This window comes from Meinhardsimonia xiamenensis (genome assembly GCF_900102905.1).
Classification (GTDB): Bacteria; Pseudomonadota; Alphaproteobacteria; order Rhodobacterales; family Rhodobacteraceae; genus Meinhardsimonia; species Meinhardsimonia xiamenensis.
Genome location: NZ_FNFV01000002.1, coordinates 422,136 through 441,370, shown reverse-complemented (window position 1 = coordinate 441,370; position 19,235 = coordinate 422,136). Strand labels below are relative to the sequence as shown.

The 19,235-nt window shown below is 70.9% G+C and carries 21 protein-coding genes; 5 read left to right on the top strand and 16 right to left on the bottom strand.

All coding sequences use genetic code 11. The features are described 5' to 3' along the window. Positions 1-211: 211 nt before the first annotated feature. The 8 genes from BLQ14_RS06010 to BLQ14_RS05975 form a co-directional block, all read right to left on the bottom strand. Positions 212-2,314, bottom strand: coding sequence for a 3-hydroxyacyl-CoA dehydrogenase NAD-binding domain-containing protein (locus BLQ14_RS06010; RefSeq protein ID WP_092499165.1), 2,103 nt, complete (start codon positions 2,312-2,314; stop codon positions 212-214). 79 nt (positions 2,315-2,393) lie between these two features. Next, positions 2,394-2,696, bottom strand: a complete 303-nt coding sequence (locus tag BLQ14_RS06005) for a hypothetical protein (protein WP_092499163.1) — start codon at positions 2,694-2,696, stop codon at positions 2,394-2,396. A gap of 384 nt (positions 2,697-3,080) precedes the next feature. Then, positions 3,081-3,344 (bottom strand): hypothetical protein, encoded by a 264-nt coding sequence (locus BLQ14_RS06000; RefSeq protein WP_143004461.1) that lies wholly within the window; start codon positions 3,342-3,344, stop codon positions 3,081-3,083. A gap of 167 nt (positions 3,345-3,511) precedes the next feature. Further along, positions 3,512-4,390: a 50S ribosomal protein L11 methyltransferase gene (locus BLQ14_RS05995; protein ID WP_092499161.1), complete on the bottom strand. Its 879-nt coding sequence runs from the start codon at positions 4,388-4,390 to the stop codon at positions 3,512-3,514. Between the two features lie 86 nt (positions 4,391-4,476). Beyond that, a complete protein-coding gene (locus BLQ14_RS05990; RefSeq protein WP_092499160.1) occupies positions 4,477-5,502 on the bottom strand; it encodes a TIGR01620 family protein in 1,026 nt (341 codons plus the stop codon). Beyond that, complete coding sequence (locus BLQ14_RS05985; protein ID WP_092499159.1) at positions 5,502-5,960, bottom strand: GNAT family N-acetyltransferase; 459 nt, start codon at positions 5,958-5,960, stop codon at positions 5,502-5,504. The genes BLQ14_RS05990 and BLQ14_RS05985 overlap by 1 nt, the downstream gene beginning before the upstream one ends. Then, on the bottom strand, positions 5,957-7,372 hold the full coding sequence (locus BLQ14_RS05980) for a YcjX family GTP-binding protein (RefSeq protein WP_092499157.1): 1,416 nt from the start codon (positions 7,370-7,372) through the stop codon (positions 5,957-5,959). Before BLQ14_RS05980 ends, BLQ14_RS05985 begins: the two co-directional genes overlap by 4 nt. A 116-nt stretch (positions 7,373-7,488) precedes the next feature. Next, positions 7,489-8,190 carry an HAD family hydrolase gene (locus BLQ14_RS05975; protein ID WP_245656958.1) on the bottom strand — a complete coding sequence of 234 codons (702 nt, stop codon included), beginning with the start codon at positions 8,188-8,190 and terminating at the stop codon, positions 7,489-7,491. 106 nt (positions 8,191-8,296) lie between these two features. Here BLQ14_RS05975 and BLQ14_RS05970 point away from each other — a divergent pair, with 106 nt between their 5' ends. Further along, a complete protein-coding gene (locus BLQ14_RS05970; RefSeq protein WP_092499156.1) occupies positions 8,297-8,776 on the top strand; it encodes a MarR family winged helix-turn-helix transcriptional regulator in 480 nt (159 codons plus the stop codon). 4 nt (positions 8,777-8,780) lie between these two features. Here the strand turns inward: BLQ14_RS05970 and BLQ14_RS05965 are convergent, their stop codons facing one another. After that, positions 8,781-9,059: a DUF3572 domain-containing protein gene (locus BLQ14_RS05965; protein ID WP_092499484.1), complete on the bottom strand. Its 279-nt coding sequence runs from the start codon at positions 9,057-9,059 to the stop codon at positions 8,781-8,783. 82 nt (positions 9,060-9,141) lie between these two features. Here BLQ14_RS05965 and BLQ14_RS05960 point away from each other — a divergent pair, with 82 nt between their 5' ends. After that, positions 9,142-10,530, top strand: coding sequence for a diguanylate cyclase response regulator (locus BLQ14_RS05960; RefSeq protein ID WP_170068404.1), 1,389 nt, complete (start codon positions 9,142-9,144; stop codon positions 10,528-10,530). A 108-nt stretch (positions 10,531-10,638) separates the two neighbouring features. Here BLQ14_RS05960 and BLQ14_RS05955 read toward each other — a convergent pair whose 3' ends face one another. From BLQ14_RS05955 to BLQ14_RS05940, 4 genes are all read right to left on the bottom strand, one after another. After that, the gene (locus BLQ14_RS05955; RefSeq protein ID WP_092499154.1) at positions 10,639-11,187 is read right to left on the bottom strand and encodes a periplasmic heavy metal sensor; all 549 of its coding nucleotides are present in this window, start codon (positions 11,185-11,187) and stop codon (positions 10,639-10,641) included. Next, positions 11,188-11,640 carry a hypothetical protein gene (locus BLQ14_RS05950; protein ID WP_092499152.1) on the bottom strand — a complete coding sequence of 151 codons (453 nt, stop codon included), beginning with the start codon at positions 11,638-11,640 and terminating at the stop codon, positions 11,188-11,190. It abuts the gene before it with no gap. Further along, positions 11,633-12,217, bottom strand: coding sequence for an RNA polymerase sigma factor (locus tag BLQ14_RS05945; RefSeq protein ID WP_092499482.1), 585 nt, complete (start codon positions 12,215-12,217; stop codon positions 11,633-11,635). The genes BLQ14_RS05950 and BLQ14_RS05945 overlap by 8 nt, the downstream gene beginning before the upstream one ends. A 115-nt stretch (positions 12,218-12,332) precedes the next feature. Continuing rightward, positions 12,333-12,902 (bottom strand): EF-hand domain-containing protein, encoded by a 570-nt coding sequence (locus BLQ14_RS05940; RefSeq protein ID WP_092499150.1) that lies wholly within the window; start codon positions 12,900-12,902, stop codon positions 12,333-12,335. A gap of 235 nt (positions 12,903-13,137) precedes the next feature. Here BLQ14_RS05940 and BLQ14_RS05935 point away from each other — a divergent pair, with 235 nt between their 5' ends. Together BLQ14_RS05935 and BLQ14_RS05930 are read left to right on the top strand one after the other, a co-directional pair. After that, on the top strand, positions 13,138-13,572 hold the full coding sequence (locus BLQ14_RS05935) for a DUF983 domain-containing protein (protein WP_092499149.1): 435 nt from the start codon (positions 13,138-13,140) through the stop codon (positions 13,570-13,572). 22 nt (positions 13,573-13,594) lie between these two features. Then, positions 13,595-14,305, top strand: coding sequence for an NUDIX hydrolase (locus tag BLQ14_RS05930; RefSeq protein ID WP_092499148.1), 711 nt, complete (start codon positions 13,595-13,597; stop codon positions 14,303-14,305). Here BLQ14_RS05930 and BLQ14_RS05925 read toward each other — a convergent pair. Then, positions 14,289-15,194: a hypothetical protein gene (locus BLQ14_RS05925; RefSeq protein ID WP_092499146.1), complete on the bottom strand. Its 906-nt coding sequence runs from the start codon at positions 15,192-15,194 to the stop codon at positions 14,289-14,291. The genes BLQ14_RS05930 and BLQ14_RS05925 overlap by 17 nt on opposite strands. Positions 15,195-15,320: 126 nt before the next feature. On the opposite strand from BLQ14_RS05925, the gene BLQ14_RS05920 reads away from it, so the two are divergent. Then, positions 15,321-15,797: a PaaI family thioesterase gene (locus BLQ14_RS05920; RefSeq protein WP_092499144.1), complete on the top strand. Its 477-nt coding sequence runs from the start codon at positions 15,321-15,323 to the stop codon at positions 15,795-15,797. Here the strand turns inward: BLQ14_RS05920 and BLQ14_RS05915 are convergent, their stop codons facing one another. Beyond that, a complete protein-coding gene (locus tag BLQ14_RS05915; protein WP_425412083.1) occupies positions 15,798-16,919 on the bottom strand; it encodes a DUF2235 domain-containing protein in 1,122 nt (373 codons plus the stop codon). Next, positions 16,897-19,197: a xanthine dehydrogenase family protein molybdopterin-binding subunit gene (locus tag BLQ14_RS05910; RefSeq protein WP_092499143.1), complete on the bottom strand. Its 2,301-nt coding sequence runs from the start codon at positions 19,195-19,197 to the stop codon at positions 16,897-16,899. The genes BLQ14_RS05915 and BLQ14_RS05910 overlap by 23 nt, the downstream gene beginning before the upstream one ends. Between the last annotated feature and the right edge of the window lie 38 nt (positions 19,198-19,235).

The following is a 19,235-nucleotide window of genomic DNA, read 5'->3' as shown; positions in this document are numbered from 1 at the left end:
CCCAGAGCTGTCGGAACGCCCTTTCCTCCTCCCAGGGGCGCACCGATGCAAGAGCGGCGGCACCTGACCTCCTCCCCGGGTGCCGCCGCACGAGATACCGGGCCGAGAGGCCCGGGTTCGGCCGGACGCCTTTCCCTCCTCCCTGAGGCGGACCGGCACGCGAGACGGCGGCGCCTTCCTCCTCCCGGGCGCCGCCGTTCCTTTTTCGCGGTCAGCGATCGTTCATGTCCGAGAAGCGCTTCCCGTCCGCCGCCATGCGGCGCAAAAGCTCCGGCACCTGCCAGAAATACGCGTCCTCTCGGGCCAATTCCTCCATACCGGTGATGAGACCTTCGGCGCCGATCGTGTCGGCATAGTGCATCGGCCCGCCGTGGTGACGCGGAAAGCCGTAGCCGAAGAGGAACACCGCATCGATGTCTATGGGCCTGAGCGCAATACCCTCTTCGAGCACCCGCGCAGCCTCCGCGATCATCGCCAGAAGATAGCGGCGGCGAATCTCGTCATGGGTGAAGTGGCGCGGCGTGATACCGGCGGCGCGACGCTCCTCCTCGAGGATCTTCAGCATCTCGGGGTTTTCCACCCGCCCCTCGACGCCCTCGCCATGGAGATACCAGCCGCGCCCGGTCTTGCGCCCGAACATGCCAGCCTCGCAAAGCCGGTCGGCCACGCGCACATATCGCTCCTCGGCCGGGCGGGTCGCCGCGCGGCGCTTGCGGCTCGCCCAGGCGATGTCGAGGCCCGCGAGATCGGAGACGGCGAAAGGCCCCATGGCAAAGCCGAATTCCTCGATCGCCGCGTCGATTTGGGAGGGCGAAGCGCCATCGAGCAGCATGTAGTCGGCGGCCTTGCGGTAATGCGTCATGATCCGGTTGCCGATGAAGCCGTCGCAGACACCCGAGCGCACCGCGACCTTCTTCAGCCGTTTCGCCAGCGCAAAGCCTGTGGTCACCGCATCGGGCGCGGTCTTTTCGGCCACCACAACCTCGACAAGCCGCATGATGTGGGCGGGCGAGAAGAAGTGCAGCCCCAGCACATCCTCCGGCCGGCCCGATGCCGCGGCCATCTCGTTGATATCGAGATAGGAGGTGTTGGTGGCGAGCACCGCGCCGGGTTTGGCCACCTCGCCCAGCCGCGCGAAGATGTCGCGCTTCACGCCCATGTCCTCGAATGCCGCCTCGATGACGAGATCGGCCGCGCCGAGGGCGCCGAAATCGAGCGTCGGGGTCAGTGCTTCCTTGAGAATCGCGTCGCGCCTTTCGGCCGTGAGCTTGCCGCGCTTCACCGCGCCCTCGAGGTTCTGCGCAATCGTCGCGCGTCCGCGCTCGAGCCCTTCGGCGTCGCGCTCGGTGAGAATCACCGGCAGGCCGGCAAGAAGCGCGGCGGTGGCGATGCCCGAGCCCATGGTGCCCGCGCCGATCACGCCCACGCTTTCCACCGGGCGCGGCGGCGCGCCCGCCTCGGGGATGCGCGCCACCGCCCGCTCGGCGAAGAAGGCATGGATGAGCGCGGCGCGCTGGGGGCTGTCGATGCATTCGAAGAAAAGCGCCCGCTCGCGCTTGAGCCCCTCGGCGAAGGGAAGGCCGGTTGCCGCCAGCGCCTCCACCGCCCTTTCGCGTGCAAAGAGATGGGGCCGCGCATGGCGGAAGCGCTCGGCCGCCTCCGCCAAGGCCTCGTTGTCGGGCGTGATGGGAAGCTCGCCCGTGCGCCGGGTCGGCAAGGCTCCCGCGAGCGCCTCGCGCGCGGCGCGCATGGCGATTTCGCGCGGCGCGCCATCCTCGATGCGGTCGATGAGGCCGAGCTCAAGCGCGCGCTTCGCGTCGATCCGCTTGCCGGAGGTGACGAGATCGATCGCGGCGGGGATGCCAATGAGCCGAGGCGCGCGCTGGGTGCCACCGGCGCCGGGGATAACGCCCAGCGTCACTTCAGGAAACCCTACGGTCGTGCCCGGCAGCGCGATGCGCGCATGCGCGGCCAGCGCCACCTCGAGCCCGCCGCCGAGCGCCACCCCATGCAGGACCGCCACCACCGGCTTGCCGCAGCCCTCGATGCGGTTGCACACCTCCGGCAGCCAGGGTTCCGCCGGCGGCTTGCCGAACTCGCGGATGTCCGCTCCGGCAATGAAGCTGCGTCCCGCGCCGTAAAGCGCGATCGCCTTCACCTGCGCGTCGGCTTCGAGCGCGTCGATCGCCCGCACGAGCCCCTCGCGCACCGCCCGGCTGGCCGCATTCACGGGCGGGTTGTCGATCTCGACGAGGCCAACCTCCCCTTCCCGGCTGATCCTCACCGCAGCCTCGGAACCTGTGGTCTCCTGCATGGCGCTACCTCGCGGCTGTGTTCCTCGTTCAGCCTTGTGTTTGCGCCAGGCCGTTCACGGCCACAAGGGCCGGGCGCGTTCACATCAGCCGGCCGACGAACTCCACGATGTGCAACGTGAGCCGATCGGGCAGGAGCAGCGCGGCGGCGGTGGCGCCCAACTCGCCGGCCTGCGCAAGCGGCTCGAGCATGCGCCCGTAGCCGACAATTCCCTTCTCGAGGATCACCGCGATCCGGAAGCAATAGAGGATCCCGGCCAAGGCCAGGATTATCTTGAGCGGAACACTCGGGCCGACGTGGCTCAGCCACTCCCGTTTGCGTCTGAGCGGAGCCCCACGCAGCTGCTGGCGGGAACGAGCAGAGGGCGACTGGTAAAGCAGCATGGTCTCACCTCTCAAGCGGGCCCCCACCCGAAATGCGGCAATCGTGGGAAAGGGTGCGGCACAAATGGGGCGGGCGCAACACGAGCGTCTCAATCCGGCCCGATTCCGGCCATGATGGCGATCGGCTGCGGCCGGGAACGGGACAACGCGGCCTGTCGGCCAGAATTGTTTCCACAGCCCGAGTTCGCTCTCGGCACGCGAATCGGCCCATCGCCCGGCACAAGGCGCGGACGGGCGAAAGAGAAGCGTCGCGGGGACGTCGCCCTCAATCAGGGCAGCCCGGGAGCGGTGCATAGGACAAGCGCCCGCCTCGGGTCGGGCAGCGTGGCTCATGGCCACTCCCGGCCCCGCAAGAGGGGCAAATTCGGTTCGACGCGGCGAGGTCTAGGTAAGAGGCTCGATCAGCGCGACCAGCATGATGGTCAGGCGGTCGGGCATGAGCAGCTCCGCGGCAAGATGGCCCGAGGGGCCGATCTCGCGAAGGGGGTTGAAGAGCGCCGAATAGCCCACTGTTCCGTATTTCAGCACCAGCGCGAGACGGAAAAGCCAGACGGCGATCACAAACGAGGCCAAAAGGCGCAGAAACCGCGCGAAAAAGCCTGCGCGCTCCACTTTCTCGGCGTGCTCGGTCTGAAGCCGCGCCGCCATGATGGGCGCCCCACGCCGGGTCCGCCCGCGCGCAAGTTCCGCCTGCCGCTGTCTGAAGAATTCCGAGGGAGGCATCGCCGGATTTCCTGCCTCAACATGTCCTTGAAGGCCGCGAGCATGGCAGAAAAATGTGGCGAAGTTTCGGCGCCGCGCCGCCCGCAACAACCTCAGCCGGGCTGTCGCGCCAGCGTCAGCGTCGTCCAGTCGCCGAGCGCCCGGCGCGCGAGCTCCTCGAAGCCCTCCGCGGCATAGGCGGCGGCGACCTCATCGGCCTGCTCGTTGAGGATGCCCGAAAGGATGACCCGCCCGCCCGGCGCCATGGCGGCGGCGATGTCGGGGGCAAGCATCACCAGCGGCCCCTTCAGGATGTTGGCGAAGACGAGATCAAAGGGCGCGGCCGCGGCGATCTCGGGGTGATCGAGCCCCGCGGCCTCGACGCAGCGCACGCGGCCTTCCATACCGTTAGCGGCAAGGTTGGCCTCGGCCACCTCCACCGCCACCGGGTCGATGTCGGAGGCGATCACCTGCGCCTCGGGCCAGACGCGCGCCGCGGCCATGGCGAGAACGGCCGTGCCCGCGCCCACATCGATCACGCGCCGGGGCGCAAAGCCCGAGGCGAGGAGATCGTCAAGCGCCAGAAGGCAGCCCTGCGTGGTGCCGTGATGGCCGGTGCCGAAGGCCATGGAGGCCTCGATGAGAAGCGGCACCACGCCCTCGGGCACCCGCTCGGCATCATGGCTGCCGTAGACGAAGAAGCGCCCGGCCACCACCGGCTGCAACTCGCGGCGGACATGCGCCACCCAGTCGGTCTCGGGCAGCTCGGAGACGGTGAAGTCACGCGCCCCGAAGGCCGCGGCGAGCAGCGCCAGGCCGGTCTCGTCAGGCGCCTCGGTGAAGTAGCCTCCCACTTCCCAGAGGCCCGAGCCATCCTCGATCTCGAAGACGCCCACACCGGTCGGCGCAGGCTCGAGCCGCTCCATCGCCTCGCCGAGGGCTTCGGCGGCCTCCTTGCCGGTGAGCGTCGTCAGCGCCGTCCAGGTGGGCATGCCATGTTCCCCTGTGCAGATGTGGCGCGGAGTTAGGCCCTCGCCCGCGCGCGGTCAAGCGGTGAGGGGGGCAGGCGGAGGGCGGCTCAGCCCTGCCCGAAAAGGCCCGAGAGCGCGCGCCGCACCAGCGATGTGACCGAGGGGCGCGGCGAGGCGCGGAAGGGCAAGGGGCGGCAGACCTCCATGGCCGCGACGCCGACGCGCGCGGTCAGCGCCCCGTTGACGATGCCCTCGCCGAAGCGGCGCGAGAGCTTCGAGACCACCCCGCCGCCGGCGATCGAGCCCAGCATGTCATCGCCCACCGCCACGGCGCCGGTGGCCACCAGATGGGCAAGCACCGAGCGCGCGAGCCGCCAGCTGCCGAGCGCCCCGCCCCGCCCGCCGTAGATTTCGGCCACGCGGCGGATCATGCGAAGATTGGCGACGAGCGCGGCGGCCACATCCGCCAGCGCCAGCGGAACGATCGCGGTGACGGTGGCCACCTGACGGGCGGCGGCCTCCACCTCGGCACGGGCGGCGGCATCGAGCGGGGCGAGAAGCTCGGCCTCGGCAAGCTCGAGCAGCGCATCGGCATCGAGGAGCTCGCCCTTGCGCTCGTCGAGGCGGGCGCGCGCCCAGGCAAGATCCTCCCGCCCGCGGTAGAGACGCTCGAGCCGGCCGACCACCGCGCGCGCCTCCTCGAGCGCTGCCGAGGCAAGCGCGGCATCGGCCGCGCGCCGCAGGCTGTCGAGGCGCGCGAGGCGGGCGACACCGGCGAGCTCGCGCAGCGCCATGCCGAGCGCAAGGAGAAGAAGCAGCCCCACGAGCCCGGCCGCCGCCCAGCCCAGAAGCGGGTTTCGGGCCAGAAGGCCGGTGACAAAGTCCCACGCTGTCAGCGACAGGATGAGGGCGAGCGTCGCCCCGAGCACACCCCAGAACCAGCGCGCGAGCCGCGCCGGGCGGCGCGCGGCGACGCGGGCAAGGCGCTGCATCGCCGCGGCATCGGTAGCTCCAACGCTGCCGGCCGGCTCGGGCACCGGCGGAGCCTCGGCCGGCGAGGCGGGCGCGCGCCCTTCCTCAAGCTCGATCACCACCGGGCCCTTGCGCTCGCCCATGCCGCGCCGTTCCGCCATCAGCCTTCCTTCCGCCACTCAAGCCTGATCTCGGGCAGGCCTTGGTCGTTGCCCGCGCCATCGCCCCGCCCGATCTCCCGAAAGCCTTGGCGCGCGTAAAACGCCCGCGCGCGCCAGTCCGCCGGGAAGACCCAGAGAAAAAGACGGGGCGAGGCAGCCTGCGCCGTGGCCATGAGGCGCGCGCCATGGCCACGTCCTTGGGCGGAGCGCGCGAGATAGAGCGCCTGCACCTCCTCGCCCTCGCGCGCGATGAAGCCAAGCATGCCGCGCCAGCCGCACAGACAGGTCACCTCGGCGCGCGCCAGGAGGCGGGCCATCGCCTCCCGGTCGGCCTCGGGTGTCGTGGCCCGCGGCAGCCAGTCGGTCCCGGCCGCCCATTCGGCGATGATCCCGACGAGCGCCGGCACATCCTCGGGCCGCGCCGGTCTGAGCCGTGGTGCGGGCCGCAGGAAGCTCACAGCCGGTCTCCGATGAGAAACTGCGCGGCGCGGTCAAGGCGGATGTGCGGCGGGCCCTCGCCGGGGCGCAGGGTGAGCGGGGCGGGGGCGAAATCCATGATCCCGAAATCGCCGTCGAGCCAGCGCGCCTCCCCCGCACGCGCGGGCTCGAGGATGAGGCGCGGATCCTCGGGCAGCTCGCCGGCCCAGAAGACCGCCTCCCGCCCCGTCGTGCTGAGCCGGCCGCGCACGCAGTCAAGCCGCCGGCCCTCATGGGTGATCGTCTCCTCCACCGTGGCGCGCAGCGCGGCAATCGACATGGCCGCAGTCTCGGCCCCGGCGAAATCGGCCCGCGCGCGGGCGTCGCTGACCAGCGCCTCGGTGATGGCGGTGAGCCGTGCGTGCTGGGAATGGTGCAGATAGTCGGCCTTGGTGGCGGCGAAGAGGATCTTCTCCACCCGCCGCCCGCGCAAGAGCCGCGCCAGAAACGGGTTGGTTCCGGGGCGGAAGGCGACAAGGATGTCGGCCAGCGCGCGGCGCATGTCCTCCACCGCCCGCGGCCCGGCATGGATCGCGCCCATGACATCGACAAGCACCACCTGCCGGTCGATGCGGGCGAAGTGATCTCGGAAGAAGGGTTTGACCACCTGCCGCCGGTAGGCCTCAAAGCGGCGCTCGAGCTCGCGCCAGAGCGCGCCGCGCGGCACGCGCTCGGGCCGGGGGACGGGCGCGAAGGTCAGCACCGGGGAGCCCTCGAGATCGCCGGGCAGCAGGAAACGGCCGGGCGTGCAGTCGGAATAGCCCGCTGCGCGCGCGGCCTGAAGATAGGCTGTCCAGGCGCGGGCGAGCCCCTGCGCCGCGCCTTCCTCGAAGGGGGCGGCGGCATCCACCGAGCGCAGCGCAGCGAGATAGGCGGCGGCCTCTGGCCGGGCCTCGATGCGCCTGAGCGTCGTTTCGGACCATTCGGCAAAGTCGCGGTCGAGAAGCGCAAGGTCCAGGAGCCATTCGCCGGGATAATCGACGATATCGAGATGCAGCGTGCGCGGCCCGCGCAGCCCGGCGAGAAGCCCCGCCGGACGGACCCGGAGCGACAGGCGCAGCTCGCTGATACGGCGGGTCGATTCCGGCCAGTGCGGCGTGCGCGAGGTGAGCGCGGCGAGATGCGCCTCGTAGTCGAAGCGCGGCACCGTGTCGTCGGGCTGGGGCTGGAGAAAGGCGGCGAGAATGCGCCCCTCGGCGGCGGCGGCGAGCTGGCCCATGCGCCCGCGGTCGATGAGGTTGGCGATGAGCGAGGTGATGAAAACCGTCTTGCCCGAGCGCGCAAGCCCGGTGACGCCAAGCCGGATCACCGGCTCGAGAAATGCCTCGCTGAGCTGGTCGCCGACCTCCTCGACCCCACGCGTCAGCGCATCGGCAATATCGCCAAGGATCACCTGCCCGCTCCCGCCTTGCCTTCTCCAGAGGATAGGCCCCTGCCTGCCGAAGGGCCAGAGCTCACGCGCGGGGTCACGCGCCCGCGCGTCGCGTCGGCGCGGAGGGCGACCGTTGACTAGCCGCCGATCCCGAGCCAGGCGGGCAGATGGCCGATGTCGGGCAGCACCGCTTCGGCCAAGGGGACCAGCGTTCCGGCCTCTGCCACACCGGTGAGCACGGCCACGGCGCGCATCCCGGCGGCGGCGGCGGCCTCAAGGTCATGGGTGCTGTCGCCGACCATCAGCACTTCTGAAGGCTCGAGCGCCACGCCGCGCGCGAAGGCAAGACACATGCCGGGCGCGGGCTTGGCGCCGTGGCCGCTGTCGCAGCCGAGAATCAGGTCGAAGGACTCCGCCACGCCGCTGCGACCGAGATGGGCCCGAGCCACCGCCTCGGCGTCATTGGTGGCCACTCCGAGCTTCAGTCCCGCGCGTCGCAGCCGCGCCAGCAACGGGGCAAGCGGCACCGCCTCGGCAAGCTCGACGGCGGCGGCGATGGCGTCGATCCGCGCCAGGAGCGCTTCGGGCGTCATGCCCGGCAGCGCCGGCAGAAGGGCGCGCGCCGCCTGCTCGGGCGTTCCGGCAATCACCGGGCTGTCGGGCCGGAAGCGCCGGGCCAGGGGATCGAACCTGATGGCCTCGGCAAGGCGGGCCGCGCGCTCGGCATTTCCCCCGCCCAGTTCGTCGAGAAGGCGGACGGCCCATTGCGACCAGGTCGCCTGAAAGTCATAAAGCGTGCCGTCCTTGTCAAACAGCACCGCCCGAACCTGTCTTCTCACGCGATTTCCTCCCGAACCCGAACGCCTCTGCCCGCGGCCACCCGCGTCCGCTTGCCACATCGGCGAGCCCGTTGACAGCCCCTGCGCAACACCGGAGACTTTCCCCATGCCTCAGGATGCCGCAACAAGACCCGACGCCATTCCCGACTATCGCCTGCACCGCTCGCTCGGCTACAAGCTGTCGATCGCCTCGCGCCTTCAGGAGCGCCGGCTTGACGAGGGCCTGCGTCGCCTTGGCCTGACCCGGGTGAGCTGGTGCGTCCTGCTCGCTGTCGGGGTCGAGGGACTCGGGCGGCCTTCCGACATCGCCCGCTTCGTGGGCATCGACCGCACCGCCACCTCGCGCGCGCTGCGCCAGATGGAGGCGGCCGGACTCGTCACGCGCGCCAGCGGGGCGAAGGACCGGCGCACCACCCAGGTCACCTGCACGCCCAAGGGGCGCGCGCTGATGAGCGCCGCCGCGCCGCTGGCCGTAGCCAACAATGCGGCGATGGAGGCCAAGCTGACCGCCGAGGAATGCGAAACGCTGCACCGCCTGCTCGAGCGGCTGCTCGAGGGCGAGGATCTGGCGCTGCGCGGCCTGTGAAGCCTCAGGTCCAGTGCAGCTCGGCCCCGCCGGGAAGCGCGCGGCGTGCCGCCGCCGGCGTCTCGTAGGAAAGCCCCTCGGCATCGCAGAAGGCGGTGATCCAGGCGTCATCGAGAAGCAGGAAGTCGAGCACGGCGACGAGGAATTCCGGCTCCCCGGCCCGCGCCGCCAGGTCGGCAGGGCTGGCGCCGCTCGCGCCGAGAAAGACGCGCAGAAGATCTTCCTCGCCGGCCAGCCAGGCCAGCGCGCGCAGCGCCACTGCTTCTGCCTCATCAGCCCCCATCATCCGTGCTCCGCAACCCTTCGTTAACCACGCCGCGCCTAGAGTCCGTCAACCACCGGAAGCGATGCAAGGGTCTCGGCGCATGGGCAAGCGAATTCTCCTCGTGGAAGCCGCAGCAAGCAGCCGCATCCTGTGGACGGTGCGCCTCGCCGAAGCGGGTCTCCTTGTCGCGCAGGCCAGCGGCATGAACGCGGCGCTGGCCACGGCGCGGCGCGAGCCGCCGGCGGTAGCGGTGATCGATGCCGATCTGGTCGAGGGCCAGCCCATAGGGCTTGCCCGCGCTCTGCGCGCCCTGCCCGGCCTGTCGCGGTTGCCGGTGCTGATGCTGGCGCACTGTCCGGGCGCGGCCTTCCGGCTGGCCGCGCTGGCCGCCGGCGCGGCCGAGGTGCTCGAAAAGCCGATCGCGCCGGATTGTCTTATCGCCTGGATCCGCCATCTCCTCCGCGCCAGCGCCCGTGAGGCGGAATTCACCGAGATCGGGCCGCTTCCCGCGCTCGAGGAGCCCGCGGAAAGGCAAGCGCCCGAGCGGCCGGGCCAGATTGCGCTGGTTGGCGCCGAGGGGCGCGCGGGCGACTGGGGCGGGCTGGCCGGGGCGCTCGCGCCGCATCCGTGCCAGCGGACCACCCCGGCCCGTGCGGCGGATGACTTGGCCGCCCTGCAAGGGCTGGAGCTGGTCGCGATCGAGGCGGCGGGAATGAGCGAAGACGGGCTCGTCGATTGCCTTGCGCGCCTGCATTGCCTGCCGGCGTGCCGAGAGGCCGCCTTCGTGGTTTTCGGCGCCTCTGGCGGGGGCCGGGCGCCGGTGCGGCTGCTGGAAATGCGCATTGACGACCTGCTGCCCCCCGGCGCCGGACTCGCCGAGCGGCGCTTGCGCATCCTGCGCGCGCTTGCCGCCCGGCGCCGTCGGGCGGAGCGGCGCGCGGCGCTGCGCCGGGGGCTCGAGCTTTCGGTCACCGATCCGCTCACCGGACTGGCGAACCGCCGCCTAGCCCTGCACCGGCTCGCCGAGCTTGCCGCCGCGGCCACTGCCGCGGAGCCGCTCGCGGTTCTGATGATCGACATCGACCATTTCAAGCGGGTCAATGACAGCCTCGGTCATCCGGCGGGGGATGCGGTGCTGCGTGAAGTGGCGCGGCGCATGCAGGCGGCGATGGCCGAGGGCGAACTTCTGGCCCGCGTGGGCGGCGAGGAGTTTCTGGCCATCCTGCCAGGCACCCGCGGCGGGGCGGCCAGAGACCGGGCCGAGGCCTTGCGCGAGGCGGTGGCGGCGCGGCCCATAGCGGTTTCCCCGCGGGTCGAGGCACGGGTGACGCTGAGCATCGGGCTTGCGGTGCACGCCGGTGAAGCCCGCACCGGCCCGGACAGGGCAGCCGGGGCCGCAGCCGAGGTCATGGAGCGGGCCGACCGCGCGCTCAGACGCGCAAAGGCCGCAGGCCGCAACACGGTGACGCTGGCGCGCCGCGCGGCCTGAGGCGGGCGCGGCAACGGGCAACGTCCGCCGCGTGCCAGTCCGCCGGCATCCGCCCCGCGCTGCGACGGCCCCGCTCCCGAGGCGGGCTCGCGCCTCTTCCGGCACCGGTCAGCGCCGGCCGTCGCGGCGCTCGCGCTCCCGCAATGGCTTGCGCAACAACGCTTCGAGCCGATCGGCATAACGGGCACGCTCGGCCGGGCTCATCGCCGAGAGCCGTTCGATCAGCAGCTCAAGCGCCAGTGCGCGACGCCGTGTTATGGCGGCATCCTGCTCGGCGAAGAGCGCGCGCAGACGGTCGGCCGCGAAGGGCTCTGTGCGCACCGCCTCCAGAAGCGAGCGAAGCTGGGCCCGCAGCGCCGCGCGCTCGGCCTCGAGTTCGGCCCGCCGCGAGGCCAGCGCCTCGGCGATGGCGCGGCGCTCATCATCCGGCAGGGCGTGATAGAACGGCCCGAGTCCGGGATCGCGCAGGAGTCCGCCGGCGCGCGGGCCCTCCTTCCATGGCACGCCACGGATGAGCGCTCCGACGACCACGCCCGCGACCAGCAGGTTGAGCGCAAGGCTGATCACCAGGGCGATCCGCGTCAGCCGCAATGCGCGGCGGCCGATCTCGCCGCCGTTCCGGGGCGTGCCATTATCCGTGTCAGGGGTTTCGGCCATCTAGCCTTCCTCCCACAAGCTTCCGTACCCGGCCCAGCCGTCGGCGAGGGTCTCGAGCGTCCATCCGGCCGCGGCCTCGCCGCCATCGCTGAGCACCGCAACCGCGACGCCCTCCACCGTTTCGGGCGCGCCAAGACCGATCGCCAGCCCCGCCACCGCCGCCGCCGACAACCCGGCCAGGGCCGGCCAGCCGCCCAGAACCCGCCCCACGAGCGCGGGGAGCGACGGGCGGCGGCGCGTGGCTCGGGCCGCCGCGGGGGCGGCAAGCGCGCCTTCGGCATCGGCGAGGATACGCGCCATCAGTCGCGAAGGCGGCTCCGGCGCCTGCGACCGGGCCGCCTCGAAGAACAGCTCGAGCTCGGCCTCGCCAAGCGCACGTCCCGGTGCGCGGCCGGAGCTGCCGCCGATGGAGCTCCCGGCCTCGCGTCCGTTCCGCCTGTTTCCATCAGACATCCTCATATCCCAACTCCTCGCGCCGGTCGGCCAGGATCCTGGCGAGCGCGCGCTTTCCCCGCGCCAGAAGACTCTCGACCGCCTCGACGCTGATGTCCATGATCTCGGCGATCTCGGGGTTGCCGAGTCCCTCGATATGGCGCAGCAGGACCGCCATCCGCTGGCGCTCGGGCAGCTCCGCAAGCGCATCGGACAATGCCCGTGCGCGTGCCTGATCCAGAAGCCTGCGCTCCGCACCGGGCCGTTCGTCCTGCGGCTCGTCGATCCCGTCGAGTCCGACCCCGCGCCGGCGCCGCAACCGATCGGTGCACAGGTTGACCACCACCCGGTAGAGCCAGGTTGAAACCCGCGCCTCGCCCTGCCGCCATTGCGGCGCGATGCGCCACAGCCGGAGCATCGCCTCCTGAGTCACATCCTCCGCCTCGGCCGGGTCGGCGAGCATCCGCACGGCATGGGCATACAGGCGCGGCGCAAGGCGCAGGGTGAGCGCCCGCGCCGCCTCCCTGTCGCCATTGCCGTAGGCGACGAGCAGCGCCTCGTCGGTCACATCGCTCAGACAGTCCTGCGCGGGCTCCATCATCCCCTCTGGCTATCGCGCATCGCCCCGTGACGGCAAACGGCACCTCGAGGCGGCGCGCCCCTCCGGCGGGTCCGAAGGCTGAGAGGCGCGCCGCCATCGGCCCGGCCCTGGCTCAGTTCTGGGCGGGCGCCGTGCCGGCGTCGCCCCAGAAGCCGCCAAAGCCGCCATGCCCGTGCTCCCGGCCGTGAGCGCCGCGAAGCCTCTTGCCATGGCGGCCGCCGTGAGCATGGGCATGCCGGCCCATCGCCAGCCGCGCCTCGTTCTGCGTGATCACGCCGTCACCGTCGACGTCGAGCCGCTCGAACAGGCGCGCCGAGCGGCTGGCCTGCAGTTCCTCGGCACTGAGCAGACCGTCACCGTTCTGGTCGAGCGCCTCGATCATGCGCGCGGCGCGGGCCGCCATTGCCTCGGTCCGGCGGGCCTGCTCGGCGGCCACGAGTTCCTCGGCCGAAAGCTGACCGTCTCCGTTGGCATCGGCGGCGGCAAACCGCGCCTCGGCCGCTGCGCGCGCCTCCTCGGCGGTGATGCGGCCATCGCCGTCGGCGTCGATCTCGGCGAAGATCGGAAGCGAGCGCGCTGTCGCTGCGCCGCGGTCGTCGGCGGCGGCGGGCAGCGTGGCGGCGAGACCGCCGGAGAGAGCCGTGGCGAGGACGAGCCCCGCAAGCATGGAGTGGCGTTTCATGTTCGTTTCCTTCTCTCGATGTAGCTTTTTTCGAAGAGAGGGCGCTCTCTGCTGCACTCTCGCAGGCTTGAACGCAGCGCGCGGCGGTTTCCGTCGCCACGGGCCGCGGATTTCCGCTTTGGCCCTGCCTTCCGCGCGACACGGCGCCGCGGGGCAATCTGTCAGGCTTTCATCGCCGGGGCCGCGGGCTAGATTGCTCGGGTGCAATCACCCCCGACCACCGGGTTGCGAAAGTATGACCGAGCTTGCCGTGAACGACGCCGAAGCCCACCGCCCCGCCGCCGTGCCTGCCGCCGTGCCCACCGAGGACCGCGCCGTATGGCCCGCCATCCGCCGGGGCTTGCGCCGACGCTGCCCGAGCTGCGGCGCCGGGCCGATGCTTCAGGGCTATCTGAAGGTGCGCGAAAGCTGCCCTGTCTGCGGCGAGGATCTCAGCCATCAGCGCGCCGATGACGGGCCGGCTTATCTGACCATCCTGATCGTCGGGCATGTGATGGCACCGCTCCTGATGTGGGTGTTCACCGCCTTCCGCCCCGAGCCGCTGGTGCTCGCCTCGGTGTTTCTCGTTGGCACGGTGGCACTGTCGCTGTATCTCTTGCCGCGATTGAAGGGGATGATCGTCGCCATCCAGTGGGCCAAGCGCATGCATGGCTTCGGGGGCGAGCGCTGACGCCACCCCCCGCGGGAGAGCGATGACCGACAAGAGCCGCATCCGCGACGCCGCCACGGTGATCGTCCTGCGCGATGCCGAAACGCGCCCCTCGGTGCTAATGGGCCAGCGCGGCTCCGGCGCGGCCTTCATGCCGAGCCGCTTTGTCTTTCCGGGCGGCGCGCTCGATGCGGGCGACGCGGCGGTGCCGCTGGCCGCGACCGTGGCCGAGCCCTGCGCCTCGCGGCTCGAGGAAGCGGCGCCTGCAGGCATCGCCAATGCGCTCGCCGCCTGCGCCATACGCGAGCTGTGGGAGGAGACGGGGCTCGTGCTCGGCGTGCCCGGCCGCTGGCCCGGTGCGCCGCCTCCGGACTGGGCCGGTTTCGCTGCCACGGGGCATGTGCCGAGCGCCGAAGGGCTCACCTTCGTCTTCCGCGCCATCACCCCGCCGGGCAGGCCGCGCCGGTTTGATGCGCGCTTCTTTCTCGTCGATGCGGAACGGATCGCCGGCGATCCTGACGATTTTTCGCGCGCCTCCGACGAGCTGTCGCACCTGCAGTGGATCCCGCTTGACGAGGTGCGCAACTTCCACCTGCCCTTCATCACCGAGGTGGTGCTGGCCGAGGTGGCCGCCGCGCTGCCCCGCCTCGGCCCGCCTGACGCGGTACCCTTCTTCCGCAACACCGAGGAAGAAAGCCTGTTTCTGCGGCTGGGCGGTGCGCGCCCGCTCGACGCCGTCACACGAAGAGGATGAGGCCCAGTGCACCGGCGCCCAGGAGCGCCATGCCGGCAAGCTCGCGCGCGCGGATCGGCTCGCGGAAGACGAGCGCCGTGACACCGATGCCGAAAATGAGCTCCACCTGCCCGAGCGCCCGCACATAGGCGGCGTTCTGCAGGGTGAAGGCGAGAAACCAGCCGAGGCTGCCGATCATCGAGGTGAGCCCTACAAGCCCCGCCACGCGCCAGTCGCGCAACACCGCGCCGATCTGGCCGGGCTCGCGCAGCGCAAGCCAGGGCGTCATTGCCACGGTCTGGAAGGCGGTGACGACGGCAAGGGTGGTCGCCGCCCGAAGCGCCGCATCGCCTGAGCCGAGCGCCAGCGAGGCGCCCCGATAGCCCACCGCCGAGATCGCAAAGAGCGCCCCCGCGGCAAGCCCGAGCGCGGCGGCGGGGTTGAGCACCCGCCGCCAGAGCGCCCCGGCGCTGCCCCCCGGCGGGTCGGAGAGCAGGATCACCCCGAGAAAGCCAAGCCCGATGGCGATGGCGCCCGCAAGCGCCACCCCCTCGCCCAGAAGCACAAGCCCGATCGGCACGGTCAGCAGCACCTCGGTGTTCTTGAGCGTCAGCCCAACGGCGAAGTTGCGGAGCGAAAACAGCGCCATGACGCACACCGTGGCGAGGATCTGCGCGAGCCCGCCCGTGAGCGCGAAGGCCCAGAAGCGCGCGCTCATGGCCGGAATCGCCTGCCCCGACGCCTGCGCCCAGGCGAGCGCCACGCCTGCGGCAAGCGGAGCGGACCAGACGAAGCGGGCAAAGGTCGCCCCCGCGCTCGTCAGCCCGGTGCCCTTCAGCCGTTTCTGCAGCGCAAAGCGAAGCGTTTGTGCCGCCGCCGCGCCGAGGGTGGCGATGATCCACAGATCCATGCGCCCCTCATCGCATGGGGCCCGCGGCAGCGCCAGTGGCCGCAAACCGGCAGACGCGCCCTCTTTCCCTTGCCCGCGACTCCGGTCTAGCCTCACCGCGATCACAGACCAAGACGAAGGGTCAGGATGTTCATTGCCAGCAGCCCCGAAGAGCTTGCCGACCGGGAAACGCTTCTCTCCATGTCGGGGCTCGAGTTCATGCGCGCCATTCTCGCGGGCCGGGTTTCCGCGCCGCCGATCACGGGCCGCCTCGGCTTTGCCCTCGAGGCGGTGGAGGAAGGCAAGGTCAGTTTCACGGGCGCGCCCGTCTTCGAGGTCTGCAATCCGATGGGCACGGTGCATGGCGGCTGGTATGGCACGCTTCTCGACAGTGCCATGGCCTGCGCGGTGATGACCATGGTGCCGAAGGGCAGCCTCTACACCACGCTTGAATACAAGGTGAACATCACCCGTCCCATCCCGCTCGGCACCCGCGTGCGTGCCACCGGTCGCGTCCAGCACACCGGGCGCAGCACCGGCGTCGCCGCAGGCGAGATCACCGGCATCGAGGATGGCCGCCTCTACGCCACCGGCTCCACCACCTGCCTGATCATGCGCGCCTGATCAGCCGCTCGCCGCGGGCTCGGCCATCTCCAGCCAGGGCTGGTTGAGGATCACCGCCGCCACCTTGCGCCCGCGCGCGCTGGGGTGGATCTGTTCGGAGGGATCGCGCCCCACCACGCGACGGCGCCGGGCAAGGAACAACCTGCCCCAGCCGCGATTGACGCCAACGGCAGGGGCATCAGGGTCGGTGGGAAAACGCGCCCGCCAGCCGCGCGGCAGGGGCAGGTCGCAGCCCGCGGCCTTCTCGAGCATCCAGACAAGCGGAATGTTGGAGAGCGGGCGGGCGGCATGAAAGCCGCCGAGCTGGCCGCCGATGTCGCCATGCGCGCCGCGAAACCACATCTGGACGACCTCCTCGCCGGGCCAGCCCGCCCAGCTTTCCCACAGCACCGGCGCGAAGGCCTCGCGGGTCTCGTCAAGGGCGAGCGCGTGGTAGCCGTGCCGGATCGAGGGTCCGAGGGCGTGGTTGTGGAACAGATGCCGCCCCTCGGTCAGCCGCCACAGGAACGGAGCGCGAAAGCCCAGCGCCTTGACCGTATCGAACACGCCGACCATCTCGATCGGCACCCGCTCGTGACAGTAGAGGCGGCGGAAGGCCGCGAGGCCACGGGCTGGCGCCTCGGCCGGATCCCGTCCCGCGTCCCACACCCGGTAATAGCGGTAGGCGAGGCGCACGTTGCGCTCAGTGGCGTGTTTCGCGCGAAGAAGACCCACCGTGTCGATCACGCCGGCGAGGGAGCGCGCGGCATAGGCCCCCCGCGAGTAGCCGAAAAGAAAGATGCGGTCGCCGGGCCGGTAGCGCGAGGCGATGAAGCCGTAGGCGCGCTGGATCTGGCGGTTGATGCCGCGCCCCTCGATCACGTTGAGCGTGTCACCCCAGCTCTCCCACTGCACGCCAGCCTCGTAGCGCAGCGACAGCCGCGCGGTCGGCGCCACCTCGCACAGCAGCTTGTAGATCAGGCCGATGTTGGTCTCGTGCCCCGGTCTGAGCGTGGACATGGTGCCGTCGAGCAGGACGACATGGTCGATCCGCCCGCGCGGGGTGGGCTGCGGCGTGGTCTCGACCCGGGGGCCGAGACCGAGCCAGCGCCTGAACGTCCTAGCGAGCCTGATCGCCTCCACCGTTCAGCATCTCCCACACCTTGAGGGGCGTGAAGGGCGGCGCCACCTGCCGCACACCCAGCTCCCACACGGCATCCTGTACCGCGTTCGCCACGGCGGCGAGCGCGCCCACGGTGCCAGCCTCCCCGCAGCCCTTCATCCCCATGGGGTTGTTGCGGGAAGGAACCGGCTCGAACTCCACCGTCATCATGGGGAAATCCTTGGCCCTTGGCATGGCATAGTCCATGAACGATGCGGTGAGCAGCTGCCCGCCCTGGTCATAGACCACATGCTCCATCATCATCTGCCCCGCGCCCTGTGCCACGCCGCCATGCACCTGCCCGCGCGCGAGCATGGGGTTGATGAGGTTGCCGAAGTCATCAATCACCGTATAGCGCTCAAGCGTTACGATTCCGGTATCGGGGTCGATCTCCACCTCGGCCACATGTGCGCCGTTGGGATAGCTGCGGCCCGGCAGCTTCGCCTTCTCCTGAAACTTCAAGAGATCGGTGCGCCCCGCCGCCCGCGCCATCTCGGCCGCCTCGAGGAAGGTCGGCGCCAGGTTCGAGCCTTCGGCGCGGAAGCTGACATCGTCGAAGGTGACGTCCTCGGGCTTCACGCCCATCTGCGGGGCGAGGAACTCGGCATAGGCCTTCACCATGTGCTGCACCGCAACCAGCGTGACATTGGTCTGCACCGTCACCGAGCGCGAGCCACCCGTGCCCCCGCCCTCGCGGATACGGTCGCTGTCACCCTGGATGACGCGGATCTTCTCCATCGGGATGCCGGTCTGGTCGGACAGGAAGCTTGCATAGACGGTTTCATGCCCCTGCCCGTTCGACTGCGTGCCGACATAGAGCGAAACGGTGCCATCCTCCTCGAACTCCACCGTCACGCCCTCGGACGGATCGCCGAGGATCGATTCGATGTAGTAGCAGAGCCCCAGCCCACGCAGCCGCCCGCGCGCCGCCGACTCCGCCCGCCGCGCGGCAAAGCCGGCACGGTCGCTCTCCTCCTCGACGCGGGCGAGAAGGCGCGCGAAGTCGCCCACGTCATAGGTCTCGCCGGTGATGGTCTTGTAGGGAAAGCGCGCCGGCGGGATGAAGTTGCGCCGCCTCAGCTCGAAGGGGTCAAGCCCGAGGGTCCGCGCGGCATTGTCCATCGAGCGCTCGAGCGCATAGATCGCCTCGGGCCGGCCCGCGCCGCGGTAGGCGTCGACCTGCGTGGTGTTGGTGAAATAGCCCTTCGTGTTCATGAAGGCGGCGGGGATGTCATAGACCCCCGTGAGCACCCGGCTGAAAAGCTGGGTCTGGATCGGCTGGCCGAACTGCGAGTTGTAGGCGCCCATGTTGGCGTGGTTCTCCACGCGATAGGCGAGGATCCGCCCCTCCTCGTCAAACGCCAGCTCGGTGATCGACAGAAGATCCCGCCCGGCATTGTCCGACATCATCGCCTCGCCGCGCTCCGAGTACCAGCGCACCGGCCGGCCGAGCCGGCGGGCGGCCTCCGCAACCATGAAGTATTCGGGATAGGCCATCGCCTTCATGCCGAAGCCGCCGCCCACATCAGGGGTGGTGACATGCACCTTCTCCTCGGGCAGACCGAGCACGCGCATGAGCTCCTTCTTCAATCCCCACACGCCCTGCCCGCCGAAGCTGAGGTGCAACCGCCCGCCCTCCTCCAGCTCGGCCCAGGCGCCGCGCGGTTCCATGGAGTTGACGATCACCCGGTTGTCGGGCACCTCGGTGCGCACCACATGGGCGGCGCGCGCGAAGGCCTCGGCGACTGCCTCCTCGTCGCCGATCACCCAGTCGAAGGCGACGTTGTCGGGCGCCTCATCATGCAGTGCCTCGCCGCCCGGCGCGAGGTCGAGCTTCACCGGAAGCTCCTCGTAGTCGATCCCGACAAGCTCGGCGGCATCGCGCGCCGCCGTACGGCTTTCGGCCACGACGAAGGCCACCGGCTCCCCCACGAAGCGCAGCTTGCCCCTGGCGAGAATCGGGCGCGTCGGGGCGGCGCCCTCGCTGCCGTCGCGGTTCTTCACGGTGGTGAACTCCATGCCGAGCTCGAGCCCCGCCGCGAGCCAGTCCTCGGCCGACATCGCCAGATGCACGCCCGGCACAGCACGCGCCTCGTCCAGATCGACGGCGAGAAGCCGCGCATGGGCCACCGGCGAGCGCACCACGGCAAGATGCAGCGCCCCGGCCGGTGCCTCGTCATCGATGTAGCGGCCATGGCCGGTCAGAAACCGCAGATCCTCAACGCGCTTCACTGGCTGGCTGCGCCCGAACTTCTCCATGCCTGCACTCCCTTGCCCGCAGTCTTTGTCTCGTCCCG